The organism is Halopseudomonas yangmingensis (assembly GCF_900114825.1).
GTDB lineage: Bacteria > Pseudomonadota > Gammaproteobacteria > Pseudomonadales > Pseudomonadaceae > Halopseudomonas > Halopseudomonas yangmingensis.
Genome location: NZ_FOUI01000010.1, coordinates 72482 through 90757, shown reverse-complemented (window position 1 = coordinate 90757; position 18276 = coordinate 72482). Strand labels below are relative to the sequence as shown.

Sequence of the window (18276 nt, the reverse complement as noted above, 5' to 3'; positions counted from 1 at the left end):
TCTTCAGGCGTGGTTATCGATCAGCGCGGCAGCGCGCTGCAGCAGCCGACTGACCGGCGCTGCCAGCCCCAGTCGGCCTGGCTGGCGCAGGTTATACCAGAGCTGCCCGGCCTCGGCCACGCCCGGCGGCGCCTCGATGCGTAACAGCAGCGGCTGGATATCCAGATGAAAGTGGCTGAACGTATGTCGCAGTGGCTCCAGTGGCTCCAGTGGCTGGCGCGCGGACACCGCCCAACCCTGCCCGGCCAGCCAGTCATCCAGCTGCGCCTGCGCCTCGAACTGCGGCGGACACCAGAGCCCGCCCCACAGGCCGGCGTCCGGCCGCCGCTGCAGCCAGACATCACCATCCGCATTGACCAGCAACGGCATCAGGCAACTGCGCTCGGGCAGCGCCTTGCGCGGCCGCGAATGCGGCCAGGCCGCCGGGGTGCCACTGGCATAGGCCAGACAACCCCGCTGCAACGGACAGCGTGCACAGTCCGGCTTGCTGCGGCTGCACAGGGTGGCGCCCAGATCCATCATCGCCTGGGTGTAGTGGTTGAAACGCTGTGCCGGGGTGTACTGCTCAGCCAGCTGCCACAGCCGCGCCTGCACTGCCGCCTCGCCCGGCCAGCCATCCACCGCGTGGTAGCGCGCCAGCACCCGTTTCACGTTGCCATCCAGAATCGGCGCACGCAGGTTCATTGACAGGCTGGCAATTGCCCCGGCGGTGGAGCGGCCAATACCCGGCAGGGCGATCAGCGCGTCAAGATTGGCCGGCAGCTCACCCTCATGTTGCTGCATCACCATCTGCGCGGCACGCTGCAGGTTGCGCGCACGACTGTAGTAGCCCAGCCCGGTCCACAGGTGTAGTACCTCGTCGGGGTCGGCCGCTGCCAGCGCCGGCAGGCTTGGCAGCGCCTGCATAAAGCGCTGGAAATACGGGATCACCGTAGTCACCTGGGTCTGCTGCAGCATGATCTCCGAAACCCAGACGCGGTAGGGATTGATGTCCTGCTGCCAGGGCAGATCCTTGCGGCCGTGCTGGTCGTACCAGTCCAGCACGGCCCCGGCAAAGTCCCTGTCACTCACCGCCCGAGCAATCCGCGGATCGCATCACGCACTGCCGGTGCCTGCTCGCCAAGCCGGTCCTGTAGCTTCTCCTCAACCTTGCGCTGCGCCTCACTGCCCAGCAGCTGCGCGGCAATCCGGCCTACGCCGTCGGTATCCACACCACAGCTACTGGCCGCATTGTGCAGGTAGCCATGGCAACGCACCGGCCATTCGATGCCGACATAGCGGCGATTGATCTGACAGGCCGGATCCGGCATTTCTCGGGTATCGCCTTCCAGCAGCAGCCCCAACCGGTAGTCGATACGCTGCGGCGGCAGCTCGATCTGTCCACGACCCTTGGCCTGAATGCCCGGCAGGGCCACCAGCAGGTCATTGCCGCTGATGGTGCCGTTGGCCATGCGGAAGCTGCCGGACAAGCTACGGAACGGCGTGTCCTCGCTGCCGACCGGCTCGGCCATGCTGCTGCGGTTGGCCAGTGCAATGGCGCGGCATAGCTGCTGCTCCAGGTTGACGCCCAGCAGAGCCCCATCCGTGATATCGAAGGAAGCCGTGCCGCCCAGGGTATCGGTCCAGCGTTTCACACTGTTGCCGGCGACCTGCGCCTGCAAGTTGCCATTGATGCGTCCGCGCACCTGTTCGGCTACCTCGTAGGCGCGCTGCAGCGCCAGCACGTCAATCCCGGCCAGTTCGGCATTCAGCTTGATGGTCAGCGGCGTCTGGCGACTGTCGATGTCGGCGTTGGCCTTGAAGCTGCCGGCAAACGCCTGACCATTCAGCGACTCCAGACGCACCCGACCATCACGGGCACGGGCAGCCAGCAGGAACTGCTGGATATCCTGCCCGGTCAGACGCACCTGCCCCAGCTCCAGCCGCGCCTGCAGATCCAGTTTGGCCAGCAGATCCAGCGGCAATACCGGCTCATCGCTCCAGGGCTCAGGCGGCGCATCCGAGCGACTGCCGCCGCGACCGGCAGTGCTGCCCGAGCTACCAGAGCTACCCGAGCTGGCAGCAGTGCCAGCCTCAGTCGGCGGCAGGTAGCGGTCCAGATCCAGTTGATCGCCCTTGAGCTCGACGCGCAGGGCGGAACGGCTGAAATCGGTGATTCCCAGCACACCGCTCAGCTGGCTGCCATCCAGCGTCAGCTGCAGGTCCTCCAGCAGCAGACTGTTACTGCCGCCAGTCAGGCGGGCGCTGAGGGCGACCTTTTCCAGGGCGCGCGGATCAGCGGTGTCCGGTACCTCCTGCCCGAGGGCGGCCAGCAGCTTGCGCGCATCGAACTCGGCCAGCTGCAGCTGACCGGCAAGAGCCGGTTCGCTGTTCAGCTGGCTGACGCGCAGCTTGCCGCTGCCGCGCAAATCCGCCAGCGACAGCCGCAACTGGTCCAGATCCAGCAGTTGCGCCGCCAGATCGGCCAGCACATCAGCCTGCAGCTGCAGGTTTACCGCACGCCCGGAGAAGGGCTCGCCACTGGCATCCAGTTTCAGGTCCAGTCCGTTGAGCTGATAGCGCTGCAGGCCCAGATCGAACTGCGCCACCGATTTCAGGTCGATGCGCGCACGCAGCGCCGGTTGTTCCATGCTAAGCAGGCCAAGGAAGGCCAGTTCGAAGGGCTTGCCCTCGATCAACGCGCCGGTGCTCAGGCTGACATCCTGCAACTGCAGGGTCTGGCCGCCCTGGGCATCGCGATAGCTGACCTGAGCATTGGTGATACGCACACTGTCGATGGCGATATCCAGTGGTCTGGCCGCTGTCGGCTGTTCGTCAGCCTCGGCCGGGCGGCTGCTGGCAGCCTCGCCAGCCGGCTTGCCCAGTTGCTCCCAGTTACCCTTGCCATCGGCATCACGCTGCAGGTCCAGCACCACGCTGTCGATGATCACATCGCTCATGCGCAACTGGCGGCGCAGCAACGGCAGCACCTCGACGCCCAGCCCCAGGGTACCGACCTCCGCGAGGCTCGACTGGTCCTCGCCCAGCGGCGCCACGGCCACCTGCTTGAGCTCGATTCCCAGCCAGGGGAACAGCGACCAGCCGATATCGCCACCCAGGGTCAGCTCGACGCCGGCCTGCTCGCGGGCAGCCTGCTGGATCTGCTCCTTGTAATCGTTCGGGTCAAACAGCCGGGTCAGGAAAAACAACACGGCAACCACCAGCAGCACAGCTGCCAGCAACACCAGTCCGAGTACTCGGGCAAGCGATTTCATCGGGAGCTCCTTGCGCTTGTTCAAAGTATGCAGCCTTCACCTTACTCCGCCGCCAGCCGCTCTGCCACCTCACGGGCCAGCGCCAGGCTGGCGGTCAGGCCGGGCGACTCGATGCCATACAGGTTGATCAGGCCGGGCAAGCCGTGACTGCTGCGACTCTGGACCTGAAAATCCGCCGCCGGTTCCCCGGGGCCACTGAGCTTGGCGCGCATCCCGGCATAGGCCGGCTGCAGGCGTGCGGCATCCAGATCCGGCCAGTAGCGGCGAATGGCGGCGGCAAAGTAGTCACGCAGGCGCTCGTCGACCTGATAGTCGACATCCTCGCAGTAGCGCACATCCGGGCCGAAACGCAGCTGCCCGGCCAGATCCAGGGTGGCGTGCACGCCGAGCCCGGCGGTATTGGTTTCCGGCATCGGATAGACCAGATGGCGGAACGGGTGCGCGCCGGCATGACTGAAATAGCGTCCCTGGCAGGGGTGCAGGCGGGGCGTGCAGGCCTGCAGCGCCGGCAGGCTGGCGGCCAGCCGGGTGGCAAACAGGCCGGCGCAATTGACCAGCCAGCGGCAGCCGAGCACAAACGGCTGGCCAGCGCTGTCGCCCTGCAGTTGCCAGCCGCCAGCCTGCGGCACTATCCGTTCAACCCGGGTGTGGCAATGCAGCTGCCCACCGTGCGCCTGCAGGTCGGCCTCGTAGGACTGCAGCAGCGCATGGCTGTCTACTATGCCGGTGAGCGGTGACCAGAGCCCGGCCACCGCACGCAGTTGCGGCTCTCGCGCCAGCACCTCGGCAGCGTTCAGTGGCTGCAGCTCGATACCATTGGCTGCGGCGTTGGCCTGCAAGCGCTGCAGGGCCGGGCGCTGGTCATCCGCAACCGCCACCAGCAACTTGCCGATACGCCGGTGCGGCACCCCGCGCTCGGCGCACCAGGCGTACAGCAGCTCGCGGCCCTCACGGCACAGGCGCGCCTTCAGCGAGCCCGGCGCGTAGTAGATACCGGCATGGATCACCTCGCTGTTGCGGCTGGAGGCATGCTGGCCCGGCCAGCCTTCCTGTTCCAGCACCAGTACCTGGCGGCCGCGCGCAGCCAGCTCGCGGGCCACCGCCAGCCCGACCACCCCGGCGCCGACCACCACCACGTCCACGTCCACGTCGATCATTGAAAAACTCTGTCCTGCCGATAAATGGGAGCCATTGGCCGGGCTGTAGCCCCTGCCCGGCGCACACCGTATAATGCACGGCCTTTACAGATTATTCAGCGGAGAACTGCCATGGCTGAGCGCAAGGCCAGCGTCGAGCGCAACACTCTCGAGACCCAGGTCAAGGTGTCGATCAATCTCGACGGCACCGGCCAGGCCGACCTGGACATTGGTGTGCCCTTTCTTGAGCACATGCTGGACCAGATCGCCCGGCACGGCCTGATCGACCTCGACATCAAGTGCCGTGGTGACCTGCACATCGACGACCACCACACCGTCGAGGACGTCGGCATCACCCTCGGCCAGGCCTTTGCCAAAGCGGTCGGTGACAAGAAGGGCATTCGTCGCTACGGCCACAGTTATGTGCCGCTGGACGAGGCGCTGTCACGCGTGGTGATCGACTTCTCCGGCCGTCCCGGCCTGCACATGGATATCCCCTACACCAGAGCAACCGTCGGCGGCTTTGACGTCGACCTGTTCATGGAATTCTTCCAGGGCTTCGTCAACCACGCGCAGACCACCCTGCACATCGACAATCTGAAGGGGGTCAACACCCACCACCAGATCGAGACAGTGTTCAAGGCCTTTGGCCGGGCGCTGCGTATGGCACTGGAAGAAGACCCGCGCATGTCCGGCATGATGCCGTCGACCAAGGGCTGCCTGTAATGCCCTCAGTTGCGGTTATCGACTATGGCATGGGCAACCTGCACTCGGTGGCCAAGGCGCTGGAGCACGTCGGTGCACGTCAGGTTGAGGTGACCAGCGATGCCGAGCGCATCCTCGCCGCCGACCGCGTGGTGCTGCCGGGTGTCGGCGCCATCCGTGACTGCGTCAGCGAACTGCGCCAGCTCGGCCTGGACAGCGTGGTGCGCCAGGCCGCAACGGAAAAGCCGCTGCTGGGCATCTGCGTCGGCATGCAGATGCTGCTGGAGCGCAGCGAGGAAAACGGCGGCGTCGATGGCCTCGGGCTGTTCCCCGGCCAGGTGCGTTTCTTCGGTGACGAGCTGCGCGAGGCCAGCGGCGAACGTCTCAAGGTGCCGCACATGGGCTGGAATCAGGTCACCCAGAGCATCGACCACCCGCTGTGGCACCGCATCGAGCAGAACGCGCGTTTCTATTTCGTGCACAGCTACTATGCCGAACCCGGCAGACAGACTGCCGGACGCTGCCACTACGGCGTCGACTTTGCCGCCGCGGTAGCCGCCGATAACGTATTCGCCACCCAGTTCCACCCGGAAAAGAGCCACACCAACGGCCTGCAGTTGCTGCAGAATTTTCTGGTCTGGGACGGGCGCTGGTAAACCGAATAAACCCGTTAACCCCGCTTCAGGCTGAAGGCCCCACTCCGCGCTCAGCCTCAAGCCTTGAGCGATGCCAGAGCATCGAGGACCCCGCAGCATGCTGATTATCCCCGCTATTGACCTCAAGGACGGCGCCTGCGTGCGTCTGCGTCAGGGCCTGATGGAGGATGCCACGGTATTTTCCGACGATCCGGTGGCGATGGCCGCGCGCTGGGTCGAGGCCGGCTGCCGGCGCCTGCATCTGGTCGACCTGAACGGTGCCTTCGAGGGCAAACCGGTGAATGGCGAGGCGGTCACCGCGATCGCCCGGCGCTACCCGGACCTGCCAATCCAGATCGGTGGCGGCATCCGCTCGCTGGAAACCATCGAGGAATATGTGCGCGCCGGGGTCAGCTACGTGATCATCGGCACCAAGGCGGTGAAGCAGCCGGAATTTGTCGGCGAGGCCTGCCGCGCCTTCCCCGGCAAGGTGATCGTCGGGCTGGACGCCAAGGACGGCTTCGTCGCCACCGACGGCTGGGCCGAGGTCAGCAGCATCCAGGTCATTGATCTGGCCAGGCGCTTTGAAGCCGATGGCGTGTCAGCGATTGTCTACACCGACATCGCCAAGGACGGCATGATGCAGGGCTGCAATGTCGAAGCCACTGCGGCGCTGGCGAATGCCACCTCGATTCCGGTGATCGCCTCCGGCGGCATCCACAATCTTGGCGACATCCAGGCCCTGCTCGACGCCTGCGCCCCCGGCATCATCGGCGCCATCACCGGCCGCGCCATCTATGAAGGCACGCTGGATGTGGCCGAGGCGCAGGCGCTCTGCGACCGCCACGGCGATCGCGCCTGAGGCAAGACAATCAACCTTTTCACCCCGGAGAACTGACATGCCCCTGGCCAAACGCATCATCCCCTGCCTCGATGTCGACAACGGTCGCGTGGTCAAGGGCGTGCAGTTCGAGAATATCCGCGATGCCGGTGACCCGGTGGAGATTGCCCGCCGCTATAACGAGCAGGGTGCCGACGAGATCACCTTCCTCGACATCACCGCCAGTCACCAGGAACGCGACACCACCCTGCATACCGTCGAGCGCATGGCCAGCCAGGTGTTCATTCCGCTGACCGTGGGTGGCGGTGTGCGCACCGTCAGCGATATCCGCAACCTGCTGAATGCCGGCGCCGACAAGGTTTCGATCAATACCGCAGCGGTGTTCAATCCGGAGTTCGTCGGCGAGGCTGCCGACCGTTTCGGCTCGCAGTGCATAGTCGTGGCGATTGACGCCAAACGGGTCTCCGCCCCCGGCGAGCCGGGCCGCTGGGAAATCTTCACCCACGGTGGGCGCAAGCCAACCGGGCTGGATGCGGTGGAGTGGGCGAAGAAGATGGAAGCCCTCGGCGCCGGTGAAATCCTGCTGACCAGCATGGATCAGGACGGTGTAAAAAGCGGCTACGACCTCGGTGTCACCCGCGCCATCAGCGATGCCCTGCATATCCCGGTGATCGCCTCCGGCGGCGTTGGCAACCTGCAGCACCTGGCCGATGGCGTGCTGCAAGGCGGCGCCGATGCGGTGCTGGCCGCCAGCATCTTCCACTTCGGCGAGTACAGCATCGCCGAGGCCAAGGCCTTTATGGCCGCACAGGGCATCGAGATGCGGCTGTAATCAGGCCGACCGACGGCTGGCGGCAGGCATATCCTGGCGCTGGCGCCGGTAATCACTGGGACTGATGCCCGTCCAGCGCCGGAACGCCCGGGTGAAACTGCTGGGCTCATGAAAACCCAGCTCATAGGCAATGCTGGTAAGTGACCTGGCCGAGTCCTGCAATAGTCTCACCCCCTCTTCTCTGCGCACCTGATCCAGCAGTTGCTCATAACTGGCGCCCTGCTGTTTGAGCAGACGCCTCAGATGCCGCGTGCTGATTCCCATGGATACAGCAATTTCCACCTCGCTCAACCGCCCGGTCGACAGCAGTCGGAGCATGCTGTGTCTGACCTGCTCAACCAGATCCAGTGCAGTTCTGCTTGCCAGCAAGTTTCGTAGCGTTCCAGAAATGCCATTGAACAAAACGGGCGCTGCGCCCGGCAAGCAACAGTCCAGGGCCTGCCGGCTCAACTGCAGGGCAAAGCCCTCTGCTTCAATCAGGCGCAGACCGGCAAACCGGCTTTCACCATTGATTTGCCCCGCAGGCAATTGCAGCATCAATTGCTCACGCATCACGCCAAGCGACTCGACCAGCCTGACACAAACCCCCAGCAGCGCCTGCATGTGCTGCCCATGTGGCCGCCCAATCGGCAACAGTCGCAGAGTGGCTCCCTGAGCACCAATGCTCAGGTCTGCCCTGGCCTGACAGCTGATAAGCTCGAAAAATCGTGTCAGGCAACCGAGCGCTGCACCGTATGTGGGAAGTTCAGGGCAACGTGAAACAGGGTCAGCGGCACATTTACGCCCAGCGTAACTTCTTCGTTGACGAAGACTCCTGGATGATCAACCTGGCGGACCACTACGACGGTCGTGGCACCCTGTGGCGCGTAGGCGAGGGCCACCTGGCTCACAACTATGTCGAGAAGCTGCCGGGCTACGCCATCGAAACCCTGTATGACCTGCTGGCCGGCCGCTACATTGCCCTGGGCATGTACACCGAGGAAGTTTCTGCTCCGCAGTACGACTTCGTGCCGAGCTATAACCAGTTCACCCCGGCCGCGCTGAGGGCTGCGGGGGTGCGTTGATTTACGGTGTTGTTGGGTAATTTAGGCCGGTTGACAGTGCCCGGTACCGGACCGTGTCCAGCCAGGGATGGCTGGACGCGAGCTTACAGGGATGTACTTGCAGCGTGTCCGGTACTGGGGGCTGGCAAACGTGCTTGCACGGAAAGACAGGGGCTGGGTGTTTTTGCGACTCAGCCCTGCCGCGCCGCGCGAACCCAGGCGCCTGGCGGGCGATACAGCAGCAGGACCGCCTGGCTGGCCAGCACCAGCAGCACCAGGGCGGCGGTATCGGCGGTGCAGAGAAAATGCAGCATGCCGGCCCAGCCCGGCAGCTTGGCTACCAGCATGCCGTTCAGTTGCTGGCGGTGCAGGATAGACCAGGCCTCGGCGCGGGTATCATCATCGGCCTCCCTGGTCGCCTCAATGTGCATAAGCGCCCGCTTGTAATGCGGAAAACGCCACAGCGACAGAAAAATCAGTGCCATTCCGGCAATAAACAGCGGCAGCGCCGCCTCTTCCCAGGCCGCCGCCTGCTCGCTGAGCAGCCAGACCAGGGCGACCGGCAACAGCAGTGAGGCGCCAACCTGCATGCGCCAGTTGCGCTGCAGGGTCAGCCAGTGGGGACGATCATCAAACATCAGTCAGCCTCGGCCTGGTGCAGGTTACCGAGCATATGACCGAGCTTGCCGGCCTTGGTTGCCAGGTACTTGCGGTTGAACGGATTCAGACCGAACTGCAGCGGCAGGCGCTCGGCCACCGGAATGCCGAACTCCTCCAGCGCCTTGACCTTGCGCGGATTGTTGGTCAGCAGCTTGAGGCTGCGGATGCCCAGATGCTCGAGCATCGGCCGGCAGATTCCGTAGTCACGCATGTCCGCGCCAAAGCCCAGACGCTCGTTGGCTTCCACGGTATCGGCGCCCTGATCCTGCAGGTTGTAGGCGCGGATCTTGTTCATCAGGCCGATACCACGGCCCTCCTGACGCAGGTACAGCAGGGCGCCGCGGCCTTCAGCGGCAATCGCCTTGAGCGCCGCTTCCAGCTGGAAGCCACAGTCGCAGCGCAGGCTGAACAGCGCATCACCGGTCAGGCACTCGGAATGCAAACGACCCAGCACCGGCTTGCCATCGGCGATATCGCCCATGGTCAGGACCACATGCTCCTTGCCGTTTTCGTCATCGACGAAGCCGTGCATGGTGAAGGTTCCCCACTGGGTCGGCAATTGGGATGAGGCTACGAAGGTGACTGCCACACCTTTCTCCTGAACAGGCTGATTGCGAGGGTCGCCATCTTAGCAGGATTGCCCGGATGGCGGCGGCTAATGTTACTTTATAACAAGATTCCCTGTCAGTGACTGACGCTCAGGCCAGCAGCAGGACGGCACCCTGCAGGACCAGCCAGGCCATGATACCGGCCAGAATGTCGTCGAGCATGATGCCCAGCCCGCCATGTACGTGGCGGTCGGCCCAGCGGATCGGCCAGGGCTTCCAAATATCGAACAGGCGGAACAGCAGGAAACCGGCGAGCAGCCAGCCCCAGCCGGGCGGTGCCAGCCACAGGGTCAGCCACAGGCCGACAAACTCGTCCCAGACAATGCCGCCGTGATCATGTACGCCCAGATCCCGCGAGGTGCGTCCGCACAGCCAGATACCGAGCAGTGTGCTGAGCAGCAGTACCAGTGCATAACCGCCGGCCGGCAACTGCTGCCAGAGCAGCACGAACGGCAGGGCCGCCAGTGTGCCCCAGGTGCCGGGAGCTCTGGGCATGGCGCCGCTGCCGAAGCCGAAGGCGAGAAAATGCACCGGGTTGCGCCATACCGAGGCGGGTGTCGGCTGTCGCTTGTCAGTCATGCCGGGACTCCGTGAAGTGCTGATAGCCATTCGGTTGCTCGATGCGCTGCTGGTCCAGCCAGACGCCGTCGCCGGCCTGTACTTCACCGATCACGCTGACCTCGAAGCCCTGGCTGGCCCAGACCTTCAGACAGCGCTCGCTGGCCGGTGGCAGGCAGAACAGCAGCCGGTAGTCATCGCCGGCGCCGAGCATCCACTGCCGCCGTTGCGCTTCTGGCCAGCTGGCCAGTGCGGCAGAGCAGGGCAGGTCGGCGCTGCGCAGGTGCAGCGCCACGCCACTGGCGCGGGCCAGTTGCGCGGCATCGGCCAGCAGGCCGTCGGACAGGTCGATGGCCGCACTGGCCACACCGGCCAGCTCCAGCCCCAGTTCGCACTGGGCCTGCGGGCGCCAGTAGCGTTGCAGCAGGTAGTCGCGCGCCGCCGGATCCAGTGCGGCCGGCGCCGGCTGGCCCTGCAGCAGCGCCAGCGCGGCACCGGCATCGCCAAGGCTGCCGCCGACACACAGCAGATCGCCCGGTTTGGCATCGCTGCGGCGCACCACCCGGCGCGCCTCGACCTCGCCAAACACGGTGACGTTGATATTCAGCGGGCCGCGTGTGGTGTCACCACCGATCAGCGCAATTCGATGGTCGCCGGCGGCGCTGGCCAGTCCTTCGGCAAAGCCGGCCAGCCAGGCTTCATCAGCCTGTGGCAGGGTCAGCGCCAGGGTGAAGCCGACCGGCATGGCGCCCATCGCCGCCAGATCGCTGACGGCCACCGCCAGCGCCCGGTAACCGACATCGGCGGGCTGGTGGTCAGCCGGAAAATGCACGCCCTCGACCAGACTGTCTGTGGAGATCACCAGTTGCTTGTAGTCGGTGGGGGCCAGCATGGCGGCATCGTCACCGATGCCGAGGGCTATCCGGGAGACATCGCCAGCCCCCTGCAGGGCTGGCTGGCGGAAGAAGCGCTCGATCAGTTGGAATTCGCCCAGCGCCATGCCGGTTGCCTCCAGCAGGGGATCAGTGCCGGCGGGCGGCGTTCACCTCGACACTGCGCAGGCGCGGGGCCAGCTTGTCGAGAATGCCGTTGACGTACTTGTGGCCGTCAGTGGCGCCGAAGGTCTTGGCCAGCTCGATACCTTCGTTGATCACCACCCGGTAGGGTACGTCGATACGCTTGCTCAGTTCGTAGACGCCGATGCGCAGGATCGCCAGCTCAACCGGGTCAACTTCCTGCAGCGGGCGGTCGATCACGCTGTCTAGCATGCCGTCCAGCTCGGTCAGGTTACGCGGCACGCCGGTCAGCAGTTCGCGGAAATAGGCGCCATCGACCTTGCTGAAGTCGTTGTCGACCAGGAACTGTGCCTCGATGTCGTTCAGCGGCTGATCGGCCATCTGCCAGGAGTACAGGGCCTGCAGGGCCAGGCTGCGGGCCTTGCGGCGGGCAGACGGCTTGGGTTGGCCGGCGCTGCGCGTCGGCCGTGGCTGCTGCTCGCTCACTCAGGCCCCCAGCTGCTTGATCACACTGACCATTTCGATGGCTGACATGGCGGCTTCGGCGCCCTTGTTGCCGGCCTTGGTGCCGGAGCGCTCGATGGCCTGCTCGATGCTGTCCACGGTGAGTACGCCGAAGGCCACCGGGATGCCGTATTCCAGCGACAGGGCGCCGACGCCCTTGGTGCATTCGTTGGCAACAAATTCAAAGTGCGGAGTGCCGCCACGGATCACCGCGCCGAGGGTGATGATGGCGTCGAAGCGCTTGAGTTCAGCGACCTTCTTTACCATCAGCGGGATTTCAAAGGCACCGGGTACACGGACAATGGTGATGTCCTCGTCCTTCACGCCGTGCCGCTTGAGCGCATCCACTGCACCGGTTACCAGGCTTTCCACCACGAAACTGTTGAAACGGCCAACCACCAATGCATAGCGGCCCTGGGTGGCAATGAAATCGCCTTCGATGTTGCGGATTGCAGTCATGTCGTCACTCTCTTGAAAGAACAGGCGGAGCGCCAGGCCCCGCCGGGGGCGGTTATTCGCAGGGCAGGTATTCTACTACTTCCAGGTCGAATCCGGATATGGCGTTGAATTTCATCGGCAGCGACAGCAGGCGCATCTTGCGCACACCCAGATCGCGCAGGATCTGCGAGCCAACGCCGACGGTGTTGTAGGTGGCCGGGCGACGCACCGGCGTTTCATTGCCGGCCAGTTGCTGCACATGGTGCAGCAGTTCGTCGCCACCCATCTGGTTGCCCAGCAGCAGCACCACGCCGTTGCCCTGTTCGGCCAGCTTGGCCATCGCCGCGCGCAGGCTCCAGCGGCCCGGCTGGCGGACCATGAACAGGTCGCGCAGCGGGTCCATGTTATGCACCCGTACCAGCGTCGGGTTTTCCGGCTGGATATCGCCGAGGGTCAGCGCCAGATGCGCGGAACCGTCCAGGCTGTCGCGGTAGCTGACCAAATTGAAGCTGCCCAGCTCGGTGTCCAGCGGCTGTTCGGCGACCCGCTGCACGGTGCGCTCGTTGAGCAGGCGGTAGTGGATCAGGTCGGCGATGGTGCCGATCTTCAGGTCGTGCTGCTTGGCAAACTCTTCCAGCTCGGGGCGGCGCGCCATGCTGCCGTCCTCGTTCATGATTTCGCAGATCACCGCCGATTCGCCAAAACCGGCCATCCGCGACAGGTCGCAGGATGCTTCGGTGTGGCCGGCGCGTGCCAGCACGCCGCCGGGCTGGGCCATCAGCGGAAAGATGTGGCCGGGGCTGACGATGTCCTCGGCGCAGGCGTTCGGTGCGGCGGCAGCCTGCACGGTGCGCGCCCGGTCGGCGGCGGAAATGCCGGTGGTGACGCCGGTGGCGGCCTCGATGGAAACGGTGAACTTGGTGCCGAAGCCGGAACCGTTGCGCTGCACCATCAGCGGCAGTTTCAGCCGCTCGCAGCGCTCCAGGCTCATCGGCATGCAGATCAGGCCGCGGCCGAAGCGCGCCATGAAATTGATGTGCTCGGGCTGGCAGGCCTCGGCGGCCATGATCAGGTCGCCCTCGTTCTCGCGGTCCTCGTCATCCATCAGGATGACCATCTTGCCGGCGCGGATGTCTTCGATCAGTTCTTCGATGCTGTTGAGTTTCATGCGGCCCTCCGGGGCACCGTGATCAGGATTTGAGATAGCCGTTGCGCGCCAGAAAGTCCAGACTGATGCTGCCCTCGGCCTGCGGGTCGGCGGCCCGCTCGCCAAGCAGCAGACGCTCCAGGTAGCGTGCAATCAGATCCACCTCGAGATTCACCAGCGAACCACTCTGGTAATCATCCATGATGGTTTCCTGCAGGGTATGCGGCACGATATTGAGGTGGAACACTGCCCCCTCAACCGCATTCACCGTCAGGCTGATCCCGTCGACGGTGATCGAGCCCTTGTGGGCGATATATTTGGCCAGATCGGCCGGCGCCTCGATGCGAAAATGCCAGGAGCGCGCATCCTGCTGGCGCGACAGCACCTTGCCGACGCCGTCAACATGGCCGCTGACCAGATGGCCGCCGAGTCGCGAGCTTGGCGTCAGGGCCTTTTCCAGATTGACCCGGCTGCCTTCGCGCAGACCGGAGAGCGCAGTGCGGCGAATGGTTTCCTGACTGACATCGGCCCAGAAACCGTCGCCGGGCAGTTCCACCGCAGTCAGGCAAACGCCGTTGACCGCGATGCTGTCGCCCAGCTTGACGTCGGCCAGATCCAGTTTGCCGGTCTGTACATAGAGCCGCACGTCACCGCCGCGCGGTTGCAGGCTGCGAATCCGTCCGATCGCCTCGATGATGCCTGTGAACATGGGGAACCCCTTGTGACGGGCCGTACCGGGTACGGCGCTGCAAATGCCGCCAGCGACTGGCTGCCGGCGAAAAAACCGGCATTATACGCCGCTTTTGGACTCCTTGCTGTGCCCGTCGAGCGGTTGCGGGCGAGCAGTGATGCGCCAGTCCTCACCGACCGCGCGCACCTCGCTGATCTGCAGGCGCGGCGCCTCGGCCATCTGTGCCAGCGGCAGCTCCAGCAGCGGACGAGCCAGGCTGCCAAGCAGGGTCGGCGCCAGATATACCAGCAGCTCATCGACCAGACCAGCCTGCCAGAAGGCACCGGCCAGCCGTGCTCCGGACTCCACCAGCACCTCATTGCAGCCGCGCCGCGCCAGCTCGGCCAGCAGCGCCTGCAGATCGACCTGGCCTGCGCTGCCCGGCAATGCCAGCAGCTCGCTTCCGGCTGCCTGCCATTCGCCGGCACGCCCCTGGTCATGGTGGCAGACCACCAGGGTGGGCCCGTGCTGCTGGAACAGCCGGGCATCCAGCGGCACCCGCAGGCGCCCGTCAATCAGCGCCCGCAGCGGCTGCGCGGCGGCGGCGCGCTCTGCCAGTGCCGGCTCCAGTCCCAGCTGTTCGGCGCGCACAGTCAGCGCCGAGCTGTCCTGCAGCACTGCATCGGCACCGCTGATCACGGCATCGCTGCGCGCGCGCAGGCGCTGTACGTCGGCGCGGGCAGCGGCGCCGGTGATCCACTGGCTTTCGCCGCTGGCCATCGCCGTGCGCCCGTCCAGGCTCATTGCCAGTTTCAGTCGGACCCACGGCAGGCCGCCGCGCATGCGCCGGATAAAACCGCGATTGAGTGCCTCGGCCTCCGCCTGCAAGACCCCGCAGCTGACTTCCACGCCAGCATCACGCAGGCGTTGCAGGCCGCGTCCGGCGACCTGCGGATTGGGGTCCTGCATGGCCGCCACCACCCGGCTGACACCGGCAGCCAGCAGTGCGTCGGCGCACGGCGGGGTCTTGCCGAAATGGCTGCAGGGTTCGAGGGTGACGTAGGCGGTGGCGCCACGGGCGCGCTCGCCGGCGGCGCCCAGCGCGTTGACCTCGGCATGTCCTTCGCCGGCGCGGGCATGCCAGCCCTCGCCAATCAGTACGCCATCCTTGACCAGCACACAGCCGACCCGCGGGTTGGAACGCACCGTATACAGCCCGCGTTCGGCCAGCTGCAGGGCGCGGGCCATCCAGGCGCGGTCGTCAGTCATCGGCACTGTCCTGACCGCGCGCCAGCCGTTCGATTTCCTCGCGGAACTGGTTGAGGTCCTGGAAGCGCCGGTACACCGAGGCGAAGCGGATGTAGGCCACCTCGTCGAGCTGCTTCAGCTCGTTCATTACCATCTCGCCAACCACCATGGCCTTGACCTCGCGCTCGCCGGTGGCACGCAGGGCATGCTTGATGCGACCGATCGAGGCTTCGATCTGCTCGACGCTGACCGGGCGCTTCTCCAGTGCCCGCAGCATGCCGGCGCGCAGCTTGTCCTCGTCGAACGGCTGGCGTCGGCCGTCCTGCTTGATCAGGCGCGGCAACACCAGCTCGGCGGTTTCAAAGGTGGTAAAGCGTTCCTGACAGGCCAGGCACTCGCGGCGCCGGCGAACCTGATCGCCATCGGCGACCAGTCGTGAGTCGATCACCTTGGTGTCGTGTGCACCACAGAATGGACAATGCATGCTTGGGTTCCCGAAGCTGGAAGGCAGCGGCCATCTTACCCCGCAGACGGAGCGGAATAAACGCGCCGGGGCAGGTAGAATCGACCAGCCCTTGCCCTGGAGTGGACGCATGCGTGTTGCCCGCCTTGAACAGCAGCTGCATCAGGTGTTGCCCGATGCCCGCCTGCAACTGACCGCCTTGCCCGGTCTTGAACAGCTGCGGCTGTGGTTGCTCGATCCGCAGAACCTGCAGCGCGCCTTCAGCAGCGAGGAAACCCGCCTGCTGCTGGAACGCCCGCCCTACTGGGGCTTCTGCTGGGGCAGCGGGCTGGCGCTGGCGCGCTGGGTGCTGCAGCACCCGCAGCAGGTGCGTGGCAAGCGGGTGCTGGATTTTGGCAGCGGCTCGGGGGTGGTGGCGATTGCCTGTGCACTGGCCGGCGCCGCGTGCAGCATCGCCTGCGACCTGGACCCGCCGGCGCTTTTGGCCTGTGCGCTGAACGCCGAGGCCAATGGCGTGAGCCTTGCGTTGAGTGACGACTATTTCCGTGTCGATGGCGATCTGGATCTGCTGATTGCCGCTGATGTGCTGTACGACCGCGACAACCACCCGCTGCTCGAACACTTCCTGCAGCGCGCCGACCGCGTATTGCTGGCCGACTCGCGCGTGCGTGACCTGCAACACCCCGGCCTGCAGCGCCTGCAGACCCTGGCCGGGCAGACCTGGCCGGACCTTGGCGAGCCGCTGGCATTTCGTGAGGTGGCACTCTACGGCGGTGTTTGACCGCTGCGCTTGAACCCCGCCGGTGCAGCCCCCACTATGCGCAGAACCAACCCATTCTGCGGATGCCCGGTGATGAGTCAGTCCCCTGTTGTTTTTGATGTCGGCAGCGCCGATTTCGACCGTTATGTGCTTGAAAACTCCTTCCACAAGCCGGTGCTGGTGGACTTCTGGGCCGACTGGTGCGCGCCCTGCAAGGCACTGATGCCGGTGCTGGCGAAAATCACCGAGGGTTACCGGGGCGAGTTGCTGCTGGCCAAGGTCAATTGCGACCAGCACCCGGAGCTGACCCAGCGCTTCGGTATCCGCAGCCTGCCGACCGTGGTGCTGTTCAAGGATGGCCAGCCGGTCGATGGCTTTATGGGCGCGCAGCCGGAAGCAGCCATCCGTGAGCTGCTCAAGCCGCATGTGGCGGAGCCGCCGGCCGAGGAGGAGACTGTTGACCTGCAGGGCCAGGCCCTGGCGTTGCTGGAGGCCGGGCAGGCCGAGGCGGCGATTGCCCTGTTGCAGCCGGCGCTGGCGCAGCAGCCGGAGGATGCCCTGCTGCTGTTGCTGGCCCGCGCACTGGCACACAACGGTCAGCTGGAGGAGGCCGAGCAGGTGCTTGGCACCTTGCAGTCGGCGGATGCGCACAAGGCGGCGGTCAGCGCCGTACGTGCGCAGCTGGCGGTACTGCGTCAGCTGGTCGATGTGCCGCCGCGTGCGGCGCTGATCGAGCGGCTGCAGGCCAGTCCGCATGACAGCCAGGCGCTGTACCAGCTGGCCCTGCGCGATCTGGCCGAGCAGCGCCACGAGCCGGCGCTGGGTGGACTGCTGGCGCTGTTCCAGCATGACCGTGGCTACCGCGAGGGGATTGCCCACAAGACCCTGCTGCAGGTGTTCGATCTGCTCGGCAGCGAGCACCCGCTGACCATCGCCTACCGGCGCAAGCTGTATCAGATACTGTACTGAAATATCCTGTCAATGCTGCTGGTGTCAGGCATCAGCAGCTACCGAGCACCCAGAAACATTCAGGCCGTGGACGCGCGAATAGTTACAAGATAACATTCCGGAGACATCCACTGACTGCTGGAGATACCTGACGATGCGCACCCTACCCTTGCTTGCCGGTGGACTGCTGACTGCCCTGAGTCTTGCTGTCCACGCCCACGACCATGGTCATGACCACCACAAGCATGACCATAACCATGACCACGCCGAGCATCAGCATGGCGATACCCTGGGTGCACACCAGCACGGGGTAGCCAGCCTGAATCTGGTGGTGGCCGATGGGCATGTTGCCATCGAGCTGCACAGCCCGGCCGACAACCTGCTGGGTTTCGAACATCTGCCGAGCAGCGCCGAGGACAAGGCCCGCGTGCGCCAGCTGATGACACAACTGCAGGATGTCGCCAATGTTGTGCAGCTGCCGGCAGCGGCTGGTTGCACGCTGGTCGACAGCGAGCTGAGCAGCCCGCTGTTCGCCGCGCTGGACAAGGCTGACAGCCAGGCGCAGCACAAACATGACCATGACCATGACCATGACCACAAGGCTGCGGATGACGAGCACGCGCACAACGATATCGAGCTGCACTACCACTTCAACTGCGCCAATGCCGGTAGTCTGGATCAGCTGCGGGTGACCCTGTTTGAACAGTTCCCGCGCACCGAACGACTGCTGCTGCAAGCGGTAACACCCAAGGGCCAACAGGGCGGCGAACTGACTGCAGCCAATCCAGTCATAGTGTTCTGATTCAGCCA

22 protein-coding genes are annotated in these 18276 nt (G+C 65.2%); 8 read left to right on the top strand and 14 right to left on the bottom strand.

What is annotated here, in order from left to right:
* Positions 1-3: 3 nt before the first annotated feature.
* Genes mutY through BMZ23_RS10280 form a run of 3 tightly spaced genes read right to left on the bottom strand, consistent with a single transcriptional unit; the run spans position 4 to position 4411 of the window.
* Entirely contained in the window at positions 4-1071 is a 1068-nt protein-coding gene (gene mutY / locus BMZ23_RS10290) for an A/G-specific adenine glycosylase (protein WP_093476482.1), read from the bottom strand.
* Positions 1068-3254: an AsmA family protein gene (locus BMZ23_RS10285; RefSeq protein WP_093476480.1), complete on the bottom strand. Its 2187-nt coding sequence runs from the start codon at positions 3252-3254 to the stop codon at positions 1068-1070. The genes mutY and BMZ23_RS10285 overlap by 4 nt, the downstream gene beginning before the upstream one ends.
* Positions 3255-3295: 41 nt before the next feature.
* A complete protein-coding gene (locus BMZ23_RS10280; RefSeq protein WP_093476478.1) occupies positions 3296-4411 on the bottom strand; it encodes an NAD(P)/FAD-dependent oxidoreductase in 1116 nt (371 codons plus the stop codon).
* 111 nt (positions 4412-4522) lie between these two features.
* Between BMZ23_RS10280 and hisB the strand changes: the two genes are divergently transcribed.
* From hisB to hisF, 4 genes are all read left to right on the top strand, one after another.
* Complete coding sequence (gene hisB / locus BMZ23_RS10275) at positions 4523-5116, top strand: imidazoleglycerol-phosphate dehydratase HisB (protein ID WP_093476476.1); 594 nt, start codon at positions 4523-4525, stop codon at positions 5114-5116.
* Positions 5116-5751 carry an imidazole glycerol phosphate synthase subunit HisH gene (gene hisH, locus BMZ23_RS10270; RefSeq protein WP_093476474.1) on the top strand — a complete coding sequence of 212 codons (636 nt, stop codon included), beginning with the start codon at positions 5116-5118 and terminating at the stop codon, positions 5749-5751. The genes hisB and hisH overlap by 1 nt, the downstream gene beginning before the upstream one ends.
* Before the next feature lie 97 nt (positions 5752-5848).
* Entirely contained in the window at positions 5849-6592 is a 744-nt protein-coding gene (gene hisA / locus BMZ23_RS10265) for a 1-(5-phosphoribosyl)-5-[(5-phosphoribosylamino)methylideneamino]imidazole-4-carboxamide isomerase (RefSeq protein WP_093476472.1), read from the top strand.
* Positions 6593-6629: 37 nt separating this feature from the next.
* On the top strand, positions 6630-7403 hold the full coding sequence (gene hisF / locus BMZ23_RS10260; protein WP_093476470.1) for an imidazole glycerol phosphate synthase subunit HisF: 774 nt from the start codon (positions 6630-6632) through the stop codon (positions 7401-7403).
* Here the strand turns inward: hisF and BMZ23_RS10255 are convergent, their stop codons facing one another.
* Positions 7404-8006 carry a helix-turn-helix domain-containing protein gene (locus tag BMZ23_RS10255; RefSeq protein ID WP_093476467.1) on the bottom strand — a complete coding sequence of 201 codons (603 nt, stop codon included), beginning with the start codon at positions 8004-8006 and terminating at the stop codon, positions 7404-7406.
* A 104-nt stretch (positions 8007-8110) separates the two neighbouring features.
* Between BMZ23_RS10255 and BMZ23_RS10250 the strand changes: the two genes are divergently transcribed.
* Positions 8111-8467: a DUF1329 domain-containing protein gene (locus tag BMZ23_RS10250; protein ID WP_245748182.1), complete on the top strand. Its 357-nt coding sequence runs from the start codon at positions 8111-8113 to the stop codon at positions 8465-8467.
* A gap of 170 nt (positions 8468-8637) precedes the next feature.
* On the opposite strand, the gene BMZ23_RS10245 is transcribed toward BMZ23_RS10250, so the two are convergent.
* From BMZ23_RS10245 to nrdR, 10 genes are all read right to left on the bottom strand, one after another.
* Positions 8638-9084: a hypothetical protein gene (locus tag BMZ23_RS10245; protein ID WP_093476461.1), complete on the bottom strand. Its 447-nt coding sequence runs from the start codon at positions 9082-9084 to the stop codon at positions 8638-8640.
* Positions 9084-9695, bottom strand: a complete 612-nt coding sequence (gene ribA / locus BMZ23_RS10240; RefSeq protein WP_093476458.1) for a GTP cyclohydrolase II — start codon at positions 9693-9695, stop codon at positions 9084-9086. The genes BMZ23_RS10245 and ribA overlap by 1 nt, the downstream gene beginning before the upstream one ends.
* 109 nt (positions 9696-9804) lie before the next feature.
* Positions 9805-10293: a phosphatidylglycerophosphatase A family protein gene (locus tag BMZ23_RS10235; RefSeq protein ID WP_093476455.1), complete on the bottom strand. Its 489-nt coding sequence runs from the start codon at positions 10291-10293 to the stop codon at positions 9805-9807.
* A complete protein-coding gene (gene thiL, locus BMZ23_RS10230; RefSeq protein ID WP_093476548.1) occupies positions 10286-11266 on the bottom strand; it encodes a thiamine-phosphate kinase in 981 nt (326 codons plus the stop codon). The genes BMZ23_RS10235 and thiL overlap by 8 nt, the downstream gene beginning before the upstream one ends.
* Positions 11267-11294: 28 nt before the next feature.
* Complete coding sequence (gene nusB, locus BMZ23_RS10225; RefSeq protein WP_093476452.1) at positions 11295-11774, bottom strand: transcription antitermination factor NusB; 480 nt, start codon at positions 11772-11774, stop codon at positions 11295-11297.
* Positions 11775-12251, bottom strand: coding sequence for a 6,7-dimethyl-8-ribityllumazine synthase (gene ribH, locus BMZ23_RS10220; RefSeq protein WP_093476449.1), 477 nt, complete (start codon positions 12249-12251; stop codon positions 11775-11777).
* 52 nt (positions 12252-12303) lie between these two features.
* Positions 12304-13398, bottom strand: coding sequence for a bifunctional 3,4-dihydroxy-2-butanone-4-phosphate synthase/GTP cyclohydrolase II (gene ribBA / locus BMZ23_RS10215; RefSeq protein WP_093476446.1), 1095 nt, complete (start codon positions 13396-13398; stop codon positions 12304-12306).
* Between the two features lie 22 nt (positions 13399-13420).
* On the bottom strand, positions 13421-14086 hold the full coding sequence (locus BMZ23_RS10210) for a riboflavin synthase (protein ID WP_093476443.1): 666 nt from the start codon (positions 14084-14086) through the stop codon (positions 13421-13423).
* A gap of 81 nt (positions 14087-14167) precedes the next feature.
* Positions 14168-15316: a bifunctional diaminohydroxyphosphoribosylaminopyrimidine deaminase/5-amino-6-(5-phosphoribosylamino)uracil reductase RibD gene (gene ribD / locus BMZ23_RS10205; RefSeq protein ID WP_093476440.1), complete on the bottom strand. Its 1149-nt coding sequence runs from the start codon at positions 15314-15316 to the stop codon at positions 14168-14170.
* Entirely contained in the window at positions 15309-15779 is a 471-nt protein-coding gene (gene nrdR, locus BMZ23_RS10200) for a transcriptional regulator NrdR (RefSeq protein WP_093476437.1), read from the bottom strand. Before nrdR ends, ribD begins: the two co-directional genes overlap by 8 nt.
* A 109-nt stretch (positions 15780-15888) precedes the next feature.
* Between nrdR and BMZ23_RS10195 the strand changes: the two genes are divergently transcribed.
* The 3 genes from BMZ23_RS10195 (at position 15889) to BMZ23_RS10185 (ending at position 18268) form a co-directional block, all read left to right on the top strand.
* Positions 15889-16539, top strand: a complete 651-nt coding sequence (locus tag BMZ23_RS10195) for a class I SAM-dependent methyltransferase (RefSeq protein ID WP_093476435.1) — start codon at positions 15889-15891, stop codon at positions 16537-16539.
* Between the two features lie 72 nt (positions 16540-16611).
* Positions 16612-17487, top strand: a complete 876-nt coding sequence (gene trxA, locus BMZ23_RS10190; RefSeq protein ID WP_093476432.1) for a thioredoxin — start codon at positions 16612-16614, stop codon at positions 17485-17487.
* 133 nt (positions 17488-17620) lie between these two features.
* Positions 17621-18268 carry a DUF2796 domain-containing protein gene (locus BMZ23_RS10185; protein ID WP_093476429.1) on the top strand — a complete coding sequence of 216 codons (648 nt, stop codon included), beginning with the start codon at positions 17621-17623 and terminating at the stop codon, positions 18266-18268.
* Positions 18269-18276: the final 8 nt, after the last annotated feature.